This is a genomic window from Chitinophaga sp. XS-30 (assembly GCF_008086345.1).
GTDB lineage: Bacteria > Bacteroidota > Bacteroidia > Chitinophagales > Chitinophagaceae > Chitinophaga.
Window position 1 is genome coordinate 5,436,562 of sequence record NZ_CP043006.1, and the last position, 19,373, is coordinate 5,455,934.

The 19,373-nt window shown below is 52.8% G+C and carries 18 protein-coding genes; 4 read left to right on the forward strand and 14 right to left on the reverse strand.

The window, feature by feature from the left end; genetic code table 11:
• Window positions 1-69: 69 nt before the first annotated feature.
• From aroB to FW415_RS21755, 6 genes are all read right to left on the reverse strand, one after another.
• Complete coding sequence (gene aroB, locus FW415_RS21730; protein WP_148389211.1) at window positions 70-1,095, reverse strand: 3-dehydroquinate synthase; 1,026 nt, start codon at window positions 1,093-1,095, stop codon at window positions 70-72.
• Between the two features lie 24 nt (window positions 1,096-1,119).
• Window positions 1,120-2,205: a chorismate mutase gene (locus tag FW415_RS21735; RefSeq protein ID WP_148389213.1), complete on the reverse strand. Its 1,086-nt coding sequence runs from the start codon at window positions 2,203-2,205 to the stop codon at window positions 1,120-1,122.
• Between the two features lie 35 nt (window positions 2,206-2,240).
• Window positions 2,241-3,083 carry a prephenate dehydrogenase gene (locus FW415_RS21740; protein ID WP_148389215.1) on the reverse strand — a complete coding sequence of 281 codons (843 nt, stop codon included), beginning with the start codon at window positions 3,081-3,083 and terminating at the stop codon, window positions 2,241-2,243.
• Window positions 3,080-4,252, reverse strand: coding sequence for a pyridoxal phosphate-dependent aminotransferase (locus FW415_RS21745; RefSeq protein WP_148389217.1), 1,173 nt, complete (start codon window positions 4,250-4,252; stop codon window positions 3,080-3,082). Before FW415_RS21745 ends, FW415_RS21740 begins: the two co-directional genes overlap by 4 nt.
• 1 nt (window position 4,253) lies before the next feature.
• Window positions 4,254-5,081 (reverse strand): prephenate dehydratase, encoded by an 828-nt coding sequence (locus FW415_RS21750; protein ID WP_148389219.1) that lies wholly within the window; start codon window positions 5,079-5,081, stop codon window positions 4,254-4,256.
• Window positions 5,082-5,666: 585 nt separating this feature from the next.
• Window positions 5,667-5,945: a hypothetical protein gene (locus FW415_RS21755; protein WP_210420769.1), complete on the reverse strand. Its 279-nt coding sequence runs from the start codon at window positions 5,943-5,945 to the stop codon at window positions 5,667-5,669.
• Window positions 5,946-6,005: 60 nt separating this feature from the next.
• On the opposite strand from FW415_RS21755, the gene FW415_RS21760 reads away from it, so the two are divergent.
• Complete coding sequence (locus FW415_RS21760; protein ID WP_148389221.1) at window positions 6,006-6,569, forward strand: RNA polymerase sigma factor; 564 nt, start codon at window positions 6,006-6,008, stop codon at window positions 6,567-6,569.
• 21 nt (window positions 6,570-6,590) lie between these two features.
• Complete coding sequence (locus tag FW415_RS21765; RefSeq protein ID WP_246859046.1) at window positions 6,591-7,679, forward strand: trypsin-like peptidase domain-containing protein; 1,089 nt, start codon at window positions 6,591-6,593, stop codon at window positions 7,677-7,679.
• A gap of 189 nt (window positions 7,680-7,868) precedes the next feature.
• On the opposite strand, the gene FW415_RS21770 is transcribed toward FW415_RS21765, so the two are convergent.
• The 8 genes from FW415_RS21770 to FW415_RS21805 all read right to left on the reverse strand — a co-directional run bounded on the left by FW415_RS21770 (window position 7,869) and on the right by FW415_RS21805 (window position 17,388).
• A complete protein-coding gene (locus tag FW415_RS21770; RefSeq protein ID WP_148389226.1) occupies window positions 7,869-8,636 on the reverse strand; it encodes a carboxypeptidase-like regulatory domain-containing protein in 768 nt (255 codons plus the stop codon).
• Between the two features lie 140 nt (window positions 8,637-8,776).
• On the reverse strand, window positions 8,777-8,962 hold the full coding sequence (locus tag FW415_RS21775) for a CsbD family protein (protein ID WP_148389228.1): 186 nt from the start codon (window positions 8,960-8,962) through the stop codon (window positions 8,777-8,779).
• Between the two features lie 91 nt (window positions 8,963-9,053).
• The gene (locus FW415_RS21780) at window positions 9,054-10,004 is read right to left on the reverse strand and encodes an aldose 1-epimerase (protein ID WP_148389231.1); all 951 of its coding nucleotides are present in this window, start codon (window positions 10,002-10,004) and stop codon (window positions 9,054-9,056) included.
• An 85-nt stretch (window positions 10,005-10,089) separates the two neighbouring features.
• A complete protein-coding gene (xylA, locus tag FW415_RS21785; protein WP_148389233.1) occupies window positions 10,090-11,418 on the reverse strand; it encodes a xylose isomerase in 1,329 nt (442 codons plus the stop codon).
• A 12-nt stretch (window positions 11,419-11,430) separates the two neighbouring features.
• Window positions 11,431-12,918: a xylulokinase gene (locus FW415_RS21790; protein WP_148389235.1), complete on the reverse strand. Its 1,488-nt coding sequence runs from the start codon at window positions 12,916-12,918 to the stop codon at window positions 11,431-11,433.
• 63 nt (window positions 12,919-12,981) lie between these two features.
• The gene (locus FW415_RS21795) at window positions 12,982-14,616 is read right to left on the reverse strand and encodes a sodium/sugar symporter (RefSeq protein WP_148389237.1); all 1,635 of its coding nucleotides are present in this window, start codon (window positions 14,614-14,616) and stop codon (window positions 12,982-12,984) included.
• 85 nt (window positions 14,617-14,701) lie between these two features.
• Window positions 14,702-16,171: an alpha-L-fucosidase gene (locus FW415_RS21800; protein ID WP_148389240.1), complete on the reverse strand. Its 1,470-nt coding sequence runs from the start codon at window positions 16,169-16,171 to the stop codon at window positions 14,702-14,704.
• A gap of 95 nt (window positions 16,172-16,266) precedes the next feature.
• Entirely contained in the window at window positions 16,267-17,388 is a 1,122-nt protein-coding gene (locus FW415_RS21805) for an FAD-binding oxidoreductase (RefSeq protein WP_148389242.1), read from the reverse strand.
• Between the two features lie 112 nt (window positions 17,389-17,500).
• On the opposite strand from FW415_RS21805, the gene FW415_RS21810 reads away from it, so the two are divergent.
• Entirely contained in the window at window positions 17,501-18,085 is a 585-nt protein-coding gene (locus tag FW415_RS21810; protein WP_148389244.1) for a sigma-70 family RNA polymerase sigma factor, read from the forward strand.
• A 72-nt stretch (window positions 18,086-18,157) separates the two neighbouring features.
• Window positions 18,158-19,339 (forward strand): FecR family protein, encoded by a 1,182-nt coding sequence (locus FW415_RS21815; protein WP_148389246.1) that lies wholly within the window; start codon window positions 18,158-18,160, stop codon window positions 19,337-19,339.
• Window positions 19,340-19,373: the final 34 nt, after the last annotated feature.

The window sequence follows — 19,373 nt, forward strand, 5'->3', positions numbered from 1 at the left end:
TAATTGACTTTTTAGCAGTCAGATGGAACGGTGTTTCATCTGTTCTTATTTGATTTTTCAGCGGTGATACTATAATTCCTGCAAGATCTGCTTCAGGTCCTCTATCAGGATCGGGTGCGTGACCGCTTTACCGATCGCATCCAGCAGCACAAAATGAATATGGTCCTTCTCGCGCTTTTTGTCCAGTTTGAAAATGTTGAACACCGCAGCTTTATCCGAGGTCATGGTTACCGGCAGGCGGTAATCATTGATCAGCCGGATCAAACGGTTGGTTTGTTCCGATGGCAGATTGTTTATTTTTTCGGAGATCTTAGCAGCTGCCACCATCCCGATCGCCACCGCTTGTCCGTGTGCGATGCCCTCCAGTTTTTCCACGGCATGCCCGAGTGTATGACCAAAATTCAGCCAGCGCCGTATGCCGTTCTCGAATTCATCTTCCAGTACAAACTTCGTTTTAATGTCTACCGACCTTTCCACCAGGTATTGCAATACGTCTACATCCTGCGCCAGCGCCTTATCCTTATTGGCTTCCAGGTACGCGAACAGCTCCGCATCATCAATGCAGGCATATTTGATGATCTCTGCAAACCCGTTGCACCATTCGTCTTCGGGCATGGTCAGCGGGAGTTTGTAGTCAAAGAGAATGAACTCCGGCTGATGAATGGTACCGAGCAGGTTCTTGTGCATACCGTAGCTGACGCCATTCTTCCCGCCGATGGATGCGTCTACCTGCGCCAGCAATGTGGTGGGCACAAAGGCAAACGGGATGCCGCGCATATAGATGCAGGCGGCAAAGCCGGTAATATCCGTGAGCATACCGCCGCCGATACCGATCAGTGTTGTTTTGCGGTCTGCTTCCAGTTCCACAAGCCCGGTCATGATCTGCCCGATCACGTCCATATTCTTGTTCTCTTCCCCATCCGGCACTACCAGCTTTTTCCAGCCGGAGAACAGGTCTGCATAATACCGGTCCACATTCTCATCCATAATGAGGATGCTGCGGTCTTTCTGTACATAGCTGCCCAGGTTCTCCAGGCTTTCGCCGAGGTAGTAGGTTGTTGACTGATGTTTAAAACGATGTGTTTGCGTGGTCATAAATTTCTGAAAGGGGCCTGATAATTAGTCGTTCATCACTTTGTTCTGACGGTTGATGGATTCCAGGTGCACCGCATCAAAATATTTGGTGATGAAATCCTTGGTGAGGCCGAGTTTTTCACCGGCTTTTACACCACGGTCCAGTATTTCGTTCCAGCGGTTGGTCTGCAGGATGGTGATGTTATTCTCTTTTTTATATTGACCGATCTTCTCTGCGATCTTCATGCGGTTGCCCAGCAGTTGCAGTATCTCGTCATCAATACCGTTGATCTGGTTGCGGAGTTTCTCCAGGGCGGTATTGAATTCGCGCTGGTCTGTGCGTTCATGCCTCCAGATGATGTTATCCAGCATTTCGCCGAATTTTTCCGGAGTGATCTGCTGTTTGGCATCGCTCCATGCATTGTCCGGGTCCACATGCGTTTCCAGCATGAGGCCATCGTAATCGAGGTCTATCGCTTCCTGGGCAACAGCCTGCAGAATGTCGCGGCGGCCGCTGATGTGGCTGGGATCGCAGATCATCGGCAATTCCGGGTGACGGCGTTTCAGCTCGATGGCGAGATGCCACATGGGAGCGTTACGGTATTCCGTGTTGCCATAGCTGGAGAAGCCGCGGTGAATGAGGCCTACGTTATCGATACCGGATTTCTGGATACGCTCCACCGCACCGATCCACAGTTCCAGGTCAGGGTTGATGGGATTCTTGATGAGCACGGGAATCTTCACGCCTTTCAGCGCATCCGCCACATCCTGTACAGAGAAGGGGTTCACGGTGGTACGGGCGCCTATCCAGAGGATATCCACGCCGAAATGCAGCGCAGCTTCCACCTGTTTGCCGGTAGCCACTTCCACGGTAGTAGGCATGCCGGTCAGCTCTTTGGCTTTCTGCAGCCAGGGCAAGCCTTTAGCGCCGATGCCTTCGAATGAGCCGGGGCGGGTACGGGGTTTCCAGATACCGGCACGGAGTACGTCCACTTTGCCCGTTTTGGCAAGGGCCAGCGCAGTGGCCAATACCTGCTCTTCCGTTTCAGCACTGCAGGGCCCGGAGATGATCAGCGGCTTTTTGTCTGAAGCCGGATCGGCGAATTTCGTTTTTGCTAAGATCTGTTCCATTGTTATTATGATATGTTAAGTTAAAGAATTGATTCCTATTTGAGTATTTTCCTGATCTTGTTGCTTTTCTGGATGAGTTTGTAAAAAGCGTCGTAATCTTCCTGCTCCAGCAGGTCCCGCATCTGCTGCAACTGGTGGATATGCTCGTCCAGTACGTCCAGCACATTGCTGCGGTTATGCCTGAAGATCGGCACCCACATGTCCGGCGAGCTTTTGGCGAGCCTTACGGTAGATTCAAAACCACCGCTGGCCAGCTCGAATATCCGGCCCTGCTCCTTTTCCTTCTCCAGTACGGTCAACGCCAGGGCAAAAGAGGTGATGTGCGAAATGTGCGATACATAGGCCGTATGCAGGTCATGTTCTTCAGCGTTCATGTACACGAGGCGCATGCTGAGCTTCTCTACCAACGATTCTATCAGTTCCAGGGCGTCCTCGTCGCTGTTCTTCACATCGCAGAGCACCATGGTCTTCTGTACAAAAAGGTTCCTGACGGCAGCTTCCGGCCCTGAATACTCCGTGCCGGCCATCGGGTGGGCCGCCACGAACCGGCCGCGCTTTGGATGACCGGCAACGAGTTGCAATAATTTTTCCTTGGTGGAACCTACATCCATGATCACATGATGCGGCATTACTTTGTCCAGGATGGAAGGCATGGCCTTCAGCATGGCATCCACAGGGATGGCCAGTATGATCAGCTGGCTGCGCTGAAGGGCATCTTCCAGCGCAGAGCTTTCGTCTATGATCTTCAGTTCCTGTGCTTTGGCCAGGTTGTCCCGGTTGTTATCCACGCCGATGATCCAGTTTGCCACACCTTTTTCCTTCAGGCTGATGGCGAGTGAACCGCCTATGAGTCCTACACCTACTACTGTTGCTATCATATTTTCACGGTTTGGGATTGACGTATTCTGCCGATGGCTTCTGCAAAGACCTTTTCATCCCGGCAGAGGCTCACCCTGATATATCCGTTGCCGTTGGCGCCGAAAATACCGCCCGGGGTGATGAACACACGGGATTGCTGCAGTACCTCATCGCTCACGGCAAAGCCGTCCGCGTATCCCGCGGGTATCTTTGCCCATACGAACATGCCTGTTTGCGCCCGGTCATACGTACAACCCAGCAGGTCCAGCAGTTCAAATACCTTTTCCCGGCGCGCGCGGTAGATCCCGTTCAGCTCCGCATACCATTCCGGCCCCAGCTCCAGAGCAGCCACAGCCGCCATCTGTACGGGCTGGAACATACCGGAATCCATATTGCTTTTGAAACGCAGCACTTCATTGAGGAATGCGGCCTTGCCCACGAGCATGCCTACACGCCAGCCTGCCATGTTGCTGCTTTTGCTGAGGGAATTCAGTTCCAGCGCAACATCCATCGCACCGGGCGTAGCCATAAGACTGGTCGGCTGATCGTTCAGGATGAAGCTGTAAGGGTTATCGTGACAGAGGATGATGTGATGTTTTTGAGCGAAGGCTACCAGGGCTTCAAAAACAGCCTTCCTGGCGGGAGTGCCGGTGGGCATATGCGGGTAATTCACCCACATGAGCCTCACCCTGCTCAGGTCCTGCTGCTCCAGCGCCGCAAGATCAGGCTGCCAGCCGTTCTCTTCCCGGAGGGAATAGGTCACCGGGGTGGCGCCGCTCAATTGCACAGCAGAGCGGTAGGTGGGATAGCCGGGATCGGGTATCAGCGCTTCATCCCCTTCCTGCAGGTAAGTCATGCAGATGTGCATAATGCCTTCCTTGGAACCGATCAGCGGCAATACTTCTGTATCCGGGTTGAGCGGAACATCGTAGTACCTTTTGTACCAGGCGGCGATAGCCTGCCGCAGGGCGGGAATGCCTTTGTAACCCTGGTAAGCATGGGTGCCCGGTTTGGCCGCATGCTCATTCAGTGCGGCGATCACGGCGGGATGCGGCGGAAGATCAGGGCTTCCGATACCGAGATTGATCACATTGGCGCCCGCTTTGTTCATATCGTCTATCTCGCGGAGCTTCCGTGAAAAGTAGTATTCTTCGGTGTGTTGCAATCTTTTGGCTACCTGTGGTTCCATATCATGAATGCGTTTTGCCTTTTTTATAGATGCCTAATACGGTAAGATGCTCGGTCAGCGGGGAGATCTTTGACAATCCTTTATTGAAATGCTGCAGGGATTCAAATTCCATATCCGCATGAAAATAGTAATGCCATTCCTTCGCCGGGATGGGGAAACTCTGGATCTTGCTGAGGTTGATGCCTTCTGAAGCCATTTTGGTCAGCACTTTGGCCAGGCTCCCGCTTTCGTTGGAGGTCTGGAAATACACGGATGACTTGTTGGCATCTTCAGGAGGTTCTACCCCATTCTTTGCGATGGCCAGGAAACGGGTATAGTTGTTCTTGGCGGTGTGAATATTGGGGGCAATGATATCCAGCTCGAATATCTCTGCGGCCAGCTTGCCGGCGATGGCGGCGGTGGACTTCAATTTTTTCTGGCGTACATGCCGGGCGCTGAGGGCCGTATCTTCGGTTTCCACCAATTTGATCTGGGGATGCTCCTCCAGGAAGTCCATACACTGGAGCAGTGCCATGGGATGGGAATGCACTTCGCGGATATCCTCGATGGTCTGTCCCGGTAAAACCATCAGATGCTGATTGATCTGCAGATAGACTTCCCCGGTAATGTGAAGCCCCGAGTTTTTCAGCAGGCTGTAGTTGGGCAGGATGCTGCCGGCAATAGAGTTCTCTATGGCCATCAGCCCCGCATCCACTCCTTCGCCCTGTTTTACTTTGCGGACCAGTTCCGAGAAAGAAGCGCAGGCTTCAATGGAGATCTGTTTCCCGAAATAATTGCGGGCGGCTACCTGGTGAAAACTTCCTTCAAAACCCTGAATTGCGATGTGCATATGATTGTGTTCGTAATTGAAATGAAAAAGGGCCCCGTGAGCCGGGACCCTTCATTGTAAGTTCAAGATAAACGCTTGTTACAAAGGAGCCCCTGCTTCTTCCCGGTAAAAGAAAAAGTAAAAAAAATACAGGCTGAAGCTCTTTTGTGACATATCGTTCGTTTATCAGATTTCATTTTAAATAGAAAGGCCCCCTTTTGCAGGAGGCCCTTTTGTTAGTTATATTTTTTAGCGTTACTAGCAAACGAACCTCCTATTCCTGATACCAGAAAAAGTAAAAACCGTAAAAGTATCCAAAGGTCCGTTGTTGCATCGCGTGTTAGCTTGTTTGACAACACAAAAATAAAGCAGGGTACTAATTATTCAAACAGGGGAAGAAAAATATTAAATTCATCTAACAAAAGACGTAAATACATAGATATTTTCTAAAAACAATAGGTGTTACAAACGATCCGCATATCAAAATGCGTTATTGAATGCTATAGCAAGTAAATTTCATACGTTCACAGGGCATAAAAAAAGCCACTGCCTGGTGAGACAGTGGCCCGGATATTATATCCTGATTATTGTTTGCTTGCCGTAATATTATTGGGCAGCAGCAACAGAATCAACCGGAGCGGCAACGGAATCAACCGGAGCGGCAACGGAATCAACCGGAGCTGTTTCAGGAACTGCACTGTTGATAGAAGTATCCATGCCGGTAGAATCACCTTCAGAAGTTGTTCCGCCAGAGTTACAAGCTGCTACGAGCAGGCCCAGGGCCAGTGCTAAGAAACCAAATTTTTTCATCGTAATACGTTTTAAGGTTTTTTTGAAATGAGATTTATACTTTATTCCGGAAACAGGTAAAAGGTAACCCGCCATCGGGGAAAAATTTTTTTTTGGTACTTTGGGTTACTAATCGGGCATTAATCGTATTAATAAGTGAATAATCTTTTGCACATAGAACGGGATCAGGAATTACTGCAGGGACTTGCCATCGATGATGACAAATCATTGAAAGCCATCTATTTGGAGAATTTTCCAATGATCGCCAGGATGGTACAACAGCATAACGGATCGGAGGATGACGCCAAAGACGTTTTCCAGGAAGCGATGATCATATTATATGAAAAGGTGCAGGAGGGGGATTTTGTACTGTCATCCCGGCTGAAAACATTCCTTTATGCTGTTTGCCGCCGGTTGTGGATGAAAAAACTGCAGGGCGCTTACCGCGAGGGGCCGCTTGCAGCAGAAACGGAGGACAGCATTCCGGTGGAGGATACCCTGGAAGCCCATGCGGAAAAGGACCTGCAGTTCAGGAAAATGGAGGAATCCATGGGAAAGATCGGGGAACCCTGTAAAACGATACTGGAAGATTACTATATACACCGGAAAAGCATGCAGGAGATCGCGGAAAGGTTCGGTTACACCAATGCGGAAAACGCCAAGAACCAGAAGTACAAATGCCTGATGCGGTTAAAAAAATTATTCTTTGCTCAACAATAAATCAGCCCGGAGGCTTACGTGATGAATGACTTATTATTAATACAGGAAATAGAGCGCTACCTGGAAGGTGAAATGAGCGTTCCCGAAAGGGAAGCTTTTGAAGCCCTCCGGCAAAGCGACCCTGCCATTGACCGCCAGGTGAAGGAGCAGCAACAGCTGCAACAGCAACTGCGGGCAACAGGGCAACGCCGTCAGCTGCTCAGCCGCATGAATGCGATCCATGCCGACATGGGAACGCCTGTGGCCACTGCGGTTCCTGAACCGGATCCCGCACCCGTTATCAGGCTGCGCAGCAGGCGCACCTGGCTTAACCTGGCCGCGGCGGCCTGCATTGCCCTGGTGACTTCCCTGTCCACCATCGCCATCATGCAGAAAGCTTCTAAAAAGGCCACCACCGCGCAGTATGAGGACGTACGCAGGGTGCTGAACAACATTCAGCGCTCCCAGAATGCACTGATCCACAACATCAATTCCGGAAAAAAAGCACCGGTGAACCCCGGCACTTACGGCGGTACCTGCTTTGCCATCTCCCGGAACGGCTATATGGTCACCAATTATCATGTGGTGGCGGGAGCGGACTCCATTTATATCCAGAATAATAAGGGTGAAGCCTTCAAAGCGGTCAGCGTTTTCGAAGACGTATCCAGCGATCTGGCCGTATTGCGCATTGCCGATTCCACTTTCCATTCACCGGCCCTGCCCTACTCCCTGAAGCTGTCCCCTGTACGCCCCGGCGAAGAGGTGTTCAGTATGGGTTTCCCGCGGGACGAGATCGTGTATGGCAAGGGATATATCAGCGCCCAGACCGGTTTTAACGGCGATACCCTGGCCTACCAGGTATCCATCCCCGTTAACCCGGGCAACAGCGGCGCCCCGCTGCTGGATGCCCACGGCGGAGTGATCGGCATCATCACCGGTAAACAATCTACTTCAGACGGCATCGCCTTCGCGGTGAAATCAGGCCATCTCAAACGCCTGCTGGATGAACTGCCGAAAGACCAGTTCTCCCGCAAAGACCTGAAACCCTACAGCCAGCTTGCCGGTGTTAACCGGGTAGAACAGCTGAAAAGGCTGGAAGAGTTTGTGTACATGGTGAAGGTGTATAACTGAGGAGTTAAAAATGAAAAATAAACGAAAGCGGCTGGAGTGATCCGGCCGCTTTCGTTTTCAGGCTACCTGCAGAGCGGCAGCCATCTGATTATTCCCGAACGGCACCGCATACGCGGTCTTCATTGCCGTATTTTAATATTCCCTCCAGGGCACCATTTCCCACTATACCGTAAATTATTGGTAAAATGCCTAATCCTCCGGCTTCAGGGTCGCACTCGGATCTTTCCGCCATAACTGCGCCCTTTCCGATATCCAGTAGATCAGCGTTTCATTATTCATTTGCCGCAGCATATCGTACGGTGGCTGGTATTTGTTCATGAATTGCAGCAGGGAATCACCGGTTAAGCCGGTTACGCGCTGTACAAAGGTCTTGGAATACCGGTAGTCGATATACGACTGCATTTCATGCCTGGCATAAAGCTCCTTGAACTTGCGGAGGTCTTTTTGCCTGCGGGAATAACGGGTAAACGGACTGAACGTCAGCCCGAAACCGCCCTGGGACCTTTTATCCGTATCTACCAGTGTTCTGTTCTTTGTTTCCAGGAAGGGGCGGTACTCCTCATATCGCCGTATGGAATCCAGCTGGTAGGGGTTCCACTTTTCGGACACCTCCACGCTGGGCAGGAAACGCTCCTGCAGTTCCAGCCGGATGTCGTGCGTTTCCACTCCAGCGGAATTGGCGACCACAAAGGTCTGCGGCATATAGCCGATAAAGGACACAAGGATCGTGTCGCCCTGATTGGCGGTGATGCGGTAATAACCGCCATTGTCCGTAAATACGCGGTAATTCGTTTGCTTGTTCCGCACAGTGGCGGGGTATAATACCAGTTGCCGGTCTGTATCGGTAACCTGACCGCGGACGGTCACGGGAAGTGTCTGGGCCTGGGCTTCAGAACGTAAGCCTCCTGCCAGCAGGCAAAGGAAGGCGATGGCTGGGAACGGTCTACAGGATCTCATATAACTATTATCAACAATTATGCGCCAAAATAGTTAAGCAGCGCTGCTTAGTTGCGCTCCCGCCTGTTAAATGTTTCCCAAAATACCGTTAACCGGAGCGCAGCTTGCCTTGCCTCCGGCCAACGGTTTTTGATACTTTTTTACAAGGAACGGATAAGGGAGATCACTTCATCCCTTGTTTTACCGAGCTTGATCTGGATCTGCCCGATCAGGCGATCATCCTTCCCCTGTTCATAAAACAGGTCGGTATCGGACAGATCGGCGAACATCGCTCTCAGCTTCTCTTTGATCTCATTCCACCGGCCCTTGATCATCAGAATGTCCATAATCAAAAGGTTTTAAATAAATAAAAAAGGGGTCTGATGTAATAAAACCAAAGTTTGTGCCAAACAACCACAAAATGGGGTGAAATTGCTACTATCGGGCCGGAACCCGGCCTGCCGCAATATCCCGCTGCACCCGGATGGTGGTGGTAAACCGCCTGCTTTGCCCCGCTCCCAACTTCACCAGGCCGATGCCATTATTGAAAGCATCCGGCGCGCCGGTAAGGTTCTCGATAGCAATGCTGCGGCGATGCGGCGGGGTGTATATCTGCAACACCGGGTAATGTTCATCAGGGTAAAATTCAATGCTGACCCCTTTCTGCGGATCGCGAAGGGTGCATAGCGGCGAGGGCTGCGTAAAATCCAGCAGGAAAGAATTGTCCAGCTCCACACCCGCGAGACTTTTGGGCTGCACAAAGTTATCATAAGGCAACAGTTTCCCGGTAGGGATCAACCGCTCATCGAACTCCACGATCTCCCGGGAAAAGAACTGCAGCTCCAGCTGGTCTACCGGTGTGCCGGTGCTGAAATACGGATGCCATCCGTCCATCAGGGGCATGGAGCGATCACTTTGATTGATGATCGTGGTGATCACTTCCAGCATACCGCCCGGCAGCAGGCGATATTGCACATTACAGGTATAGGAAAATGGATAACCGGGATCGGTGCCTTTGTACTGATGCACCAGGGTAATGCCGGCTTCCGCTTCATCCGCCGATTCCTGCGCGGTTTCAAATGCCATATCGTATAACAGGCCGTGAATGGGTGATTTGGCAATGGTGTATTGTTCCTGTTCCCAGGTATAGGTGGCGTTGCTGATACGGCAGGCAAAGGGGCTGAGTTTCACGCTTTTGAAGCTGCCATTCACTTCTGCGCGGAAAGCATCCATATCCGGATAGCTGTCTATCACGTTCAGCCCGTCTACTTCAAAAGTATGCAGGGATGCGCCCAGGGCGGGAATGACCGCTATGCGGGTGCCTGTGCCGTCTTTCAATTCGATCATGGAGAAACCCTGCTGCTGCAGGTGTGCAATACTGAAAGCCATATGCTGCGTTGTTTGTATGAAAAAGGGTCACCCCTTCCTCCGGGATACGAAAGAAGGGGTGACCACAAAAGTAAGGATCAATATGCTAAATGTATTGATTGACGATATTTTCCAGCCATTCCTGCTTGCCGCTGATCTGTGCCGGTTCGCCATTGGCGAGGGCAAAGGCGCGCAGGTCTTCCAGTTGCAGCTTGCCGTCTTCAAAGGCCTTGCCCTGACCGCTGTCGAACGACGCATAGCGGTCTGTCCGGAATTTTTTGTAGGGGGATTCCCGCAGTATCCTGTCCGCAATGATCGCCGCGCGGGCGAAGGTATCCATACCACCGATATGCGCGTGGAAGATGTCTTCCAGGTCTGTTGAGTTGCGGCGGGTCTTGGCGTCGAAGTTCACCCCGCCACCGGCAAAGCCGCCGGCTTCGAGGATCACCAGCATTGTTTCAATGAGGTCGTTGAGATTCATCGGGAACTGGTCGGTATCCCAGCCGTTCTGATAGTCGCCGCGGTTCGCGTCTATACTGCCGAGCATCCCCGCATCAGCGGCTACCTGCAACTCGTGCTGGAAGGTGTGGCCGGCGAGAGTAGCATGGTTCACTTCAATGTTCAGCTTGAAATCCTTGTCCAGCCCGAACTGGCGCAGGAACCCGATCACCGTGGCGCTGTCGTAATCATACTGATGCTTGGTAGGCTCGCAGGGTTTCGGTTCGATGAAGAACACGCCCTTGAATCCCTGCTTGCGCGCATAATCCCTTGCCATGGTGAGGAAACGGGCCAGGTGCTCCACTTCCCGCTTCATATTGGTATTGAGCAGGGTCATGTAGCCTTCGCGGCCGCCCCAGAATACATAGTTCTCCCCCCCGAGTGCAATGGTGGCATCCAGCGCGTTCTTGACCTGTGTACCGGCATGCGCTACCACCGCAAAATCAGGATTGGTGGATGCGCCGTTCATGTAACGCGGGTTGCTGAACACATTGGCCGTGCCCCAGAGCAGTTTCACGCCGCTTTCCTTTTGCTTGCCTTTGGCATATTCCACGATCTGCTGCAGATGGCTTTCGTATTGGGAGAGGCTGCTGCCTTCATCCACGAGATCGATATCGTGAAAGCAATAATAAGGAACGCCGAGTTTGGTGATGAACTCAAATGCGGCATCCATTTTATCTTTGGCCTGCTGTACGGGATCGCTGGCAGTGAGCCAGGGGTAATGTTTCGTACCCGGACCAAAAGGATCGCCGCCCGTGCCGCAGAAGGTATGCCAGTAGCTTACGGCAAATTTGAAAAGCTCTTTCAGGGGCTTGCCGTTGATCACTTTGTTCTCGTCGTACCATTTGTAGGCTAACGGGTTGTCTGATTGCGGTCCTTCAAACCGGATCTGTCCTACGGAAGGAAAATACGCTTTGTCTCCTGTGATGATATTCATTGTTACTGTATTTTATGATTCCTGTAATATTTTGCCCAACCGGTCTTTCCATTTCGTGTAGGCATCGCCATAGGCCGCCTGCGCTGTTTTTTCCGGTGTTATGGTGGCAAGGCATTCCATACCCACAAAGGCATCCGCGAGCTGCGGGTAGAACCCGGAACCTACCCCGGCTCCCCTTGCCGCCCCGAGTGCGCCATCTGTATTGTACAGCTCTATGGTCACCCCGGCGGTGTTGGCAAATGCCTCCCGGAAAAGCGGGCTGAGGAACATATTGGCCTTACCGGCGCGTACACGGCTGATCTGCAGCCCCATATCGCGCATGATGTCCACCCCATACGTCAGCGCATATACGATACCTTCCTGCCCTGCCCGCAGCAGGTGCGGCGTATGATGCACACCAAATTCCAATCCTTCTATCCTTGCGCCGGGCTGCCGGTTGGCGAGGATGCGCTCGGCGCCGTTGCCGAAGGGGAATATCTGCAGGCCATCCGCCCCGATGGGCGCCTGTGCGGCCAGTTCGTTCATTTCCGGGTAGCTTTTGCCGCCGGTGATATGGCGCAGCCAGCTGTTGAGGATACCGGTGCCGTTGAGGCACATCAATACGCCGTTACGGATGGCTTCTTTTGTATGGTTGACGTGGATGAAGGTATTCACCCGGCTTTCCGCATCATAGGCCACTTTATCATGCACCGCATATACCACGCCGGAGGTGCCTGCTGTTGTAGCGGCTTCTCCGGGTTGCAGCACATTGAGGGAAAAAGCATTGTTCGGCTGGTCTCCCGCCCGGTAGGTAACGGGGATGCCTGCACGCAAGCCCAGCAGTGATGCGGCTTGTTCCGTTACTTTCCCCTGGTCCCCGAAAGTGGGCACAATCGCGGAGAGCAACGCACGGTCTATCCCGTAATGCTGCAGCAGCGGCGCGGATATCTCCTGTTCCGCAAAGTCCCAGAAAATACCTTCCGAGAGGCCGGACAAGGTGGTGGTGGCCTCTCCTGTCAGCCGCAGGGCAATGAAATCGCCGGGCAGCATGATCTTGTGGATGCGGGCGTACAGTTCCGGCTCATGCTGCTGCACCCAACGCAGTTTGGATGCAGTAAAATTCCCGGGAGAATTGAGCAGATGCGGGAGGGTATAACCTTCTCCCAGCGCCCGGGCTGCATCGTCGCCGGTTTGCACGGCGCGGCTGTCGCACCAGATAATGGAGGGCCTTAATACTTTTCCGTCCTTATCCACACAAACGAGACCGTGCATCTGGTAGGCGATGCCGATGGCGTTGACCTTTGCGGGATCAAAAGGATGTTGCTTTTGCAGGGCGTGCGTGGCTTTGATGACTTCCTGCCACCACATTTCAGGGTCCTGCTCCGCCCATCCGGAGCGGGGCACATTCATGACCAGCTCTTCCGCAGAACCGGTGGCCGATGCCAGGCATTTGCCGGTGGCGGCATCCAGCAGCGCCGCCTTGATGGAAGAAGAACCAATGTCGTAGCCTATCAGGTACATAATCTATAATTAAAGGGAACGGCGGGTGTTATCCCGGCCGTTCCACCGGTGATCTTGACTGCATTACCAGAAGATCGTGTACAGGGCTGCCAGGATGCCGCAAATAACAATGGCGCCCACCGTAAAGCCGGTGTTGAGCCTGAACATGGAAGCATCCACTTCCAGTCCCTTTTCGTTGTTCTTGCCTTTCGGGTCCAGCAGGCTGATCACGACCATCAGTGCCACAATGATCACGAACACCCATCCCATCCGGTTAATGAACGGCAGGGAGGGCATGGCGAACTTGAACAGCACGGATAAAGGGATCGCAAGGATAGCGCCGATCAGCGCCGCATTGGCGGTGGTGCGCTTCCAGAAGAATCCCATGATAAAAATTGCGAACACTCCCGGCGAAATGAAACCGGTGTATTCCTGGATGAACTGGAATCCCTGATCCAGGCTTTTCAGCGCGGGTGCCACACAGGCTGCGATCACGCAGGCCACGATGATGGCGATCCGGCCGACCTTCACCTGGTCCTGTTCCGTTGCATCCTTCTTGAAAAAATGTTTATAGATATCCAGCGTAAAGATGGTAGCGATACTGTTGGCCTTGCCTGCCAACGAAGCCACAATGGCGGCGGTAAGCGCGGCGAATGACAAGCCTTTCAGCCCTTCGGGCAAAAGGTTGAGCAGGATGGGATAAGCATGGTCCGGCTTCACTACACCGTTGGCATCGAGCATTTCCTGCTGGAACATGCCGTTCTTGTACAGCACATATGCGGCGATACCGGGCAACACCACGATCACAGGCATCAGCAGTTTCAGGAAACCGGCGAAGAGCAGGCCGTTGCGGGCCGTCTTCAGGTCCGCCCCCAGCGCCCTTTGCGTGATATACTGGTTGCAGCCCCAATAGTTGAGGTTCACGATCCACATACCGCCGATCAGCACGGCAATACCGGGCAGCTCCGAATAGTTGGCATTGCTCTTGTCGAAGATCATGTGAAAATGCTCCGGCGCTTGCTGCCGCAATAAACCCAGGCCGTCCATCATCCCGTTCACGGAATAGGAAGCGCTGGCATCGCCAAGGTTCTGCGATACCAGGTTCAGCGCCAGATAGGTGGTAGCGAGACCGCCCAGCACCAGGAAGAATACCTGTATCACATCCGTAAACCCGATCACCTTCATACCGCCCAGCGTGATCAGAATGGCGAAGATGGCCAGGCCGATCATACAGGCCACAAAGTCGTAGCCGGAGATCGTCTGCACCGCCAGCGCACCCAGATAGAGGATGGAGGTCAGGTTAACGAAAACGTAGAGCAGGAGCCAGAACACTGCCATCACGGTACTTACGCGATTGTCGTACCGCTGCAGCAGGAACTGCGGCATGGTGTAGATCTTGTTCTTCAGGTAAATGGGCAGGAAGAAAATAGCCACTACCAGCAGGGTGGCCGCGGCCATCCATTCATAGGTGGAGATCGCCAGCCCCATTTTAAAGCCGGAGCCGGACATGCCGATGAACTGTTCCGCGGAAATGTTGGAGGCGATCAGCGACGCACCGATGGCCCACCAGGTAAGGGAACCTTCGGCGAGGAAAAAATCTTTGGTATCAGTTAATGCTTTCTTTTTCCGGTTATAGATATAATATCCATATCCGGCTACAATGATAAAGTAGATGAAAAACACAACGTAGTCCCAGGCGAATAAGCTTGAATTTTGCATGTTAGAGTCAGTGAACGTGGTAAAAAAAATAGTGCGTCAAGATAACAAACTATTTTAAATGTACGAAATACGCATAAAATGTTTCTCACTCGACAATATACGTCACTTTAAATGCAAATGCATGCTTGCAGGGCACTTCCCTCAGCGACAATTTCGGCACTGTAACCTCTATGCCATCTTTCACTTTCCGGTAGGCCAGTGGCTTGTTCAGCCCAAGTATGGAAACGGTGGTGCGGCCGGAGGGCTGAAGGCCTTTGATGAGCAATTTGCCTTCCGGCAATTGTGGCGCGATGGCATATACGGTGCTCCCGTTGCGGGTAAAGAAAAGCTCTTTTACGGCAAATCCCGGCTCGGGGTCTACGGTCTGCTTCAGCAAAGCCTCGCCGCTGACCATTCCGGGAGCGGGCTTCCAGTCCCGGCGGCCTTCAGACCATTGCACATGCTCCTTCCAGCTGCGGGTGTTATAGATGGCTTCACCATTGACATCCAGCCATTTGCCGATCTGCAGCAGGCGCTCCTGCATGATGGGGGGTATCTTCCCGTGGGCATCGGGACCAATATCCAGCAACAGGTTGCCGCCACTGCTCACAATGTCCAGGAGCAGGTAGATGAGGGATTGTGCGCTGTTATAGTCTTCCACATCCTCATTCCGGTTATATCCGAAGGAAAAGCCCATGCCGCGGCATTCTTCCCAGGGGCGGTCATAGGTTTTGCCGACTTCGTACTCGGTGGTATAATACCCGCCGTGCTGCTGGCGCATCCCTTTGCCCCAGCGGTCATTCACGGCTACATGTGCTTTCACGGGCGACTCGTTATACAGCCAGGTGAGGAACTCGCGGGACTTCCACAGCGTATCGCTCTGGTCCCATTCGCCATCCGTCCACACAATATCCGGTTGGTAGTTGTTCACCAGCTCCTTCATTTGCGGGAGCATATGTTCATCTACATATTTATCATATTGTTTGCCGGCATAAAGCGGGTTGTACCATTCGTAGAGGGAATAGTAAAAGCCCATTTTCACATCTGTTTTCTTTACGGCGGTGGTGAGGTCGCCCAGCAGGTCGCGTTTGGCGGCGGCGTCCATGGCATTCCAGGGCCTGCCGAACGCTTTGCTGGCCTCTTTGCTGGGCCACAGCGCAAACCCGTCGTGATGCTTGGAGGTGAGCACTATATATTTGGCGCCGGACTTTTCGAAGAGTTTTGCCCAGGCATCGGGGTCATAATCTTCCGCCTTGAAATGATCGGCAAACTGATAGTAGGAAAAATCCTTGCCCCATACCCTGTTATGATGATCGAACACCGCGGTGGGTGAAGGGTTGTTGTTCCCGAATACGGATCTGGACTGGAGCCAGTACTGATACCATTCGGAATATACCCCTTTGGGAGACCAGGCGGGAACGGCATATACGCCCCAGTGGATGAAGATGCCGAATTTGGCGTTCTCGAACCATGCCGGTACGGGCCTGCTGTCCAGCGACTCCCAGGTGGGTTTATACTGCTGGGCCTGCGCCGTGAGTGGCAGCATCAGCAGGATCAGGCGTTTTAAAAGTTTCATGTGTTAACGTGGTTTATCAGGGAGCTACAATATAGGTATTGCCCCCCGGCGTTGCAAGGGAACGATAATCCAGTATCAGTATTTGACATGATAGTTTAGGCGGAGCGGAGCATCAGCCCGGCCAGTTGCCGCCCGGCCTCCGAACCGATGGCTATCCCCATCCCGCCCATCCTTACGGCCAGGTATATACGATCGGAATGCGGCCGGATGATGGGCTGCTTTGTTGGGCCGAAGGCCATGATACCTGCCCAGCGGTCTTCGATCCCGAACTGCAGGGAAGGCAGGATGATAGTGCGGAGTTTCTCTTCCAGGTCTTGCTGAATACTGTGCTTCAGGGCGATGTCGGTGGTCGCCTCCCCTGAAAAGTCGAGGTTGCGCCCGCCGCCGAACAATACGCGGCCATCCAGTTCCCGGAAATAATAATATCCTTTGTCAAAATGATAGATGCCTTTGAACGGTAGGCCTTTGACCGGGGTGGTGATCAGCACCTGGCCGCGGCCGGGTGTTACATCCAGCTCCGGCAGCAGCGCTTTGGCAAATGCATTGGTGCATACCGCCACCTGCGGGGCAGTGAAAGTGATGGCCTCCGTATGTACCTGTACCTGTTTCTCCGTTTCTGTTATACCGGTAACATGGCAGCCTGTTTTGATCTCAATTCCTCTTTCGGTTGCCAGGTCCGTCAGCGTACGCATCATCATGCCGGTATGCAGTTCCCCTTCAAAATTATTCCTGACGAGGGCCTTCACATACCCCCGGTGGAAACCCATACGCTCCAGTGCTTTTTCCGCCGGAGCAAAAGCGGGGCCGGGCAGTATGCCGGACAGCAGGGCATTGACGGCATCCAGTTGCTGCAATGCAGGCATTTCCGCCTCACTGATCAGTTCATAACTTCCATTCTCGCGGTACAACATGCGTTCGTCCCCGATGCGGCTGCGCAAGAGCTGCAACCCTTTGCGGCGCAACTGCACCAGCGCCACCACATCTTCTTCCGGCATGGTTTGCAGATCGTCCAGTATCTCGGTGAGGCTGCCGATGCAGGCAAATCCCGCGTTTTTTGTGCTGGCCCCCGTGGGCAGCAGTCCCCTTTCCATCACCAGTATCCTTTTCCCGGGCGCTTTCTCCTTCAGGCTGATGGCGGTGGAAAGCCCTGTGATGCCGCTGCCGAGGATAATGCAGTCGTAATGCAGCAGGCTTTGCTTTTCCCAATAGCTTAACATAGGCTGAATTTAGTATAAAAAGTCATCCCCCCAACATCCCCTGGGCCAGCCGCCACAATTCCCGCGATAATGACCACTTTTTTGTTAAATTTACCTTCAGCATCCTGAATCTGTGGCAAACGACGCTCTCCATACCGACCATGAACTGATCAGCCAGATGGCAGCTGGTGGGGAAAATGCGTTCACACAACTTTATCAAAGACACTGGCAGAAACTTTACCTCACCGCCTGCAAAAAAATACAGGATAAAGATGCTGCCCGGGAAATCATTCACGATATCTTCCTGGATCTCTGGAAACGCCGTCAGGAGCTGGCCGTAGCCAATCTTCCTGCGTATCTTCACAAAGCCCTTCACTACCGCATCATCAACAGGATCGTCAGCAAAAAAGACCTGTTCTTTTTCGAGATACTCGAAAGTTCCGGCAAATCCCTCTACGAAGCAGACCAGGCGCTGCTGGCTAAGGACTTCACGGCGCTTATCGCCACCTGGGTGGAAGCGCTCCCGGAAAGAAGGCGCCAGATCTTCGTCCGTTACTACTTCCAGCATCTCACCACGAAAGAAATAGCGGAAAGTCTGCAGATTTCCACTAAAACCGTTCAGAATCAGCTGAATATATCTGTACAATTCCTCCGCGCCCGCTTCGGCCATCTCCTTTCCCTGCTGATCATGCTGGAAGAGATCTCCCGCCAAAAATAATTTCTCAAAAAAAACGGTTCCCGGACGGGAGTACCGGCTTTATTTCCTGACTATACTATAAACACCCATAACATGTATCCTTCTGAAAAGGACAGGGAATATTTCTTCCGGTTGCTGAACAAATATAACGAAGGGATTGCCGCTCCGGAGGAAAGGGCCTTTGTGGAGCAATATCTTCATATGCTCAATTACCGCTCTCCGGATATACTGGCAGACTTTGAACAGGAAAAAGATGATATAGAAAAAGATATACACAACCGGCTATTGGCCGGTATCCAACAGGCCGCTCCGCCATCGGGCCTGCCTGTAGCCATGCATCGGGTCCCTCTCCATCGCAGGAGGGCCTGGTGGGCTGCGGCTTCGCTGCTGCTGCTGATCGCTGCAGGAAGTTTCCTCATCTTCAGGAGCAGCCCCTCCCGGCAGGATGCCCCGGCTGTGTTTGCGGATATCAACGCGGGGAAAGAAGGCGCTATCCTTACCTTGTCAGACGGCAGCCAGGTGGTGCTGGACAGCCTGGGGAATGGTCTCGTTGCCTTGCAGAGCGGCTCCCGGGTGAAACTGGTGGACCGGCAATTGCAATACGAGCCGCATGCGGCACCCGCCGCTCCGGTCATCGCCTACAATACCATGACCATCCCCCGGGGAAGACAATACAGGCTTCTGCTGCCTGACGGCACCAGGGTATGGCTAAACGCTGCCAGCAGCATCACCTACCCCACGGCATTCTCCGGCCCGGAAAGAAGGGTGCGGATAACCGGCGAAGCCTACTTTGAAGTAGCGCATAATAAACGGAAGCCATTTAAAGTGGCCATCAATGATCACACATTCATTGAAGTGCTGGGCACGCACTTCAACATAAATGCCTATAGCGATGAAAACGGAATCAATACCACCCTGCTCGAAGGATCGGTAAAAGTGATCGCCAATAGCAGCACACAAATGCTAGCTCCCGGGCAGCAGGCGCGGATTGACGGACGCACGGCCGCCATCAGCCTGATACCGGATGCCAATACCGGCGAAGCTATCGCCTGGAAAGATGGCCGGTTTGCTTTTGCGGATGCCGATCTTCCCGCAGTCATGCGCAAACTGTCCAGATGGTACGATATCGAAGTGGAATACCGCGGAAACATCCCGCAGGATAAATTCAGTGGGGAAATAGACAGGTCATTATCCCTGTCACAGGTACTGAAAGGACTGGCCAGCACCAGGATCAACTATACAATAGAAGGCAGAAAGCTGATCATTCTGCCATAGCACAACAATGGAGTTTTTACAACCAGGATCATAC

What these genes read in the sequence shown, in the direction of transcription:
- aroB (WP_148389211.1), bottom strand. Translation starts at nt 1,095, where the DNA reads ATGACCACGCAAACACATCGTTTTAAACATCAGTCAACAACCTACTAC.
- FW415_RS21735 (WP_148389213.1), bottom strand. Translation starts at nt 2,205, where the DNA reads ATGGAACAGATCTTAGCAAAAACGAAATTCGCCGATCCGGCTTCAGAC.
- FW415_RS21740 (WP_148389215.1), bottom strand. Translation starts at nt 3,083, where the DNA reads ATGATAGCAACAGTAGTAGGTGTAGGACTCATAGGCGGTTCACTCGCC.
- FW415_RS21745 (WP_148389217.1), bottom strand. Translation starts at nt 4,252, where the DNA reads ATGGAACCACAGGTAGCCAAAAGATTGCAACACACCGAAGAATACTAC.
- FW415_RS21750 (WP_148389219.1), bottom strand. Translation starts at nt 5,081, where the DNA reads ATGCACATCGCAATTCAGGGTTTTGAAGGAAGTTTTCACCAGGTAGCC.
- FW415_RS21755 (WP_210420769.1), bottom strand. Translation starts at nt 5,945, where the DNA reads ATGGCGGGTTACCTTTTACCTGTTTCCGGAATAAAGTATAAATCTCAT.
- FW415_RS21765 (WP_246859046.1), top strand. Translation starts at nt 6,591, where the DNA reads ATGAATGACTTATTATTAATACAGGAAATAGAGCGCTACCTGGAAGGT.
- FW415_RS21770 (WP_148389226.1), bottom strand. Translation starts at nt 8,636, where the DNA reads ATGAGATCCTGTAGACCGTTCCCAGCCATCGCCTTCCTTTGCCTGCTG.
- FW415_RS21775 (WP_148389228.1), bottom strand. Translation starts at nt 8,962, where the DNA reads ATGGACATTCTGATGATCAAGGGCCGGTGGAATGAGATCAAAGAGAAG.
- FW415_RS21780 (WP_148389231.1), bottom strand. Translation starts at nt 10,004, where the DNA reads ATGGCTTTCAGTATTGCACACCTGCAGCAGCAGGGTTTCTCCATGATC.
- xylA (WP_148389233.1), bottom strand. Translation starts at nt 11,418, where the DNA reads ATGAATATCATCACAGGAGACAAAGCGTATTTTCCTTCCGTAGGACAG.
- FW415_RS21790 (WP_148389235.1), bottom strand. Translation starts at nt 12,918, where the DNA reads ATGTACCTGATAGGCTACGACATTGGTTCTTCTTCCATCAAGGCGGCG.
- FW415_RS21795 (WP_148389237.1), bottom strand. Translation starts at nt 14,616, where the DNA reads ATGCAAAATTCAAGCTTATTCGCCTGGGACTACGTTGTGTTTTTCATC.
- FW415_RS21800 (WP_148389240.1), bottom strand. Translation starts at nt 16,171, where the DNA reads ATGAAACTTTTAAAACGCCTGATCCTGCTGATGCTGCCACTCACGGCG.
- FW415_RS21805 (WP_148389242.1), bottom strand. Translation starts at nt 17,388, where the DNA reads ATGTTAAGCTATTGGGAAAAGCAAAGCCTGCTGCATTACGACTGCATT.
- FW415_RS21815 (WP_148389246.1), top strand. Translation starts at nt 18,158, where the DNA reads ATGTATCCTTCTGAAAAGGACAGGGAATATTTCTTCCGGTTGCTGAAC.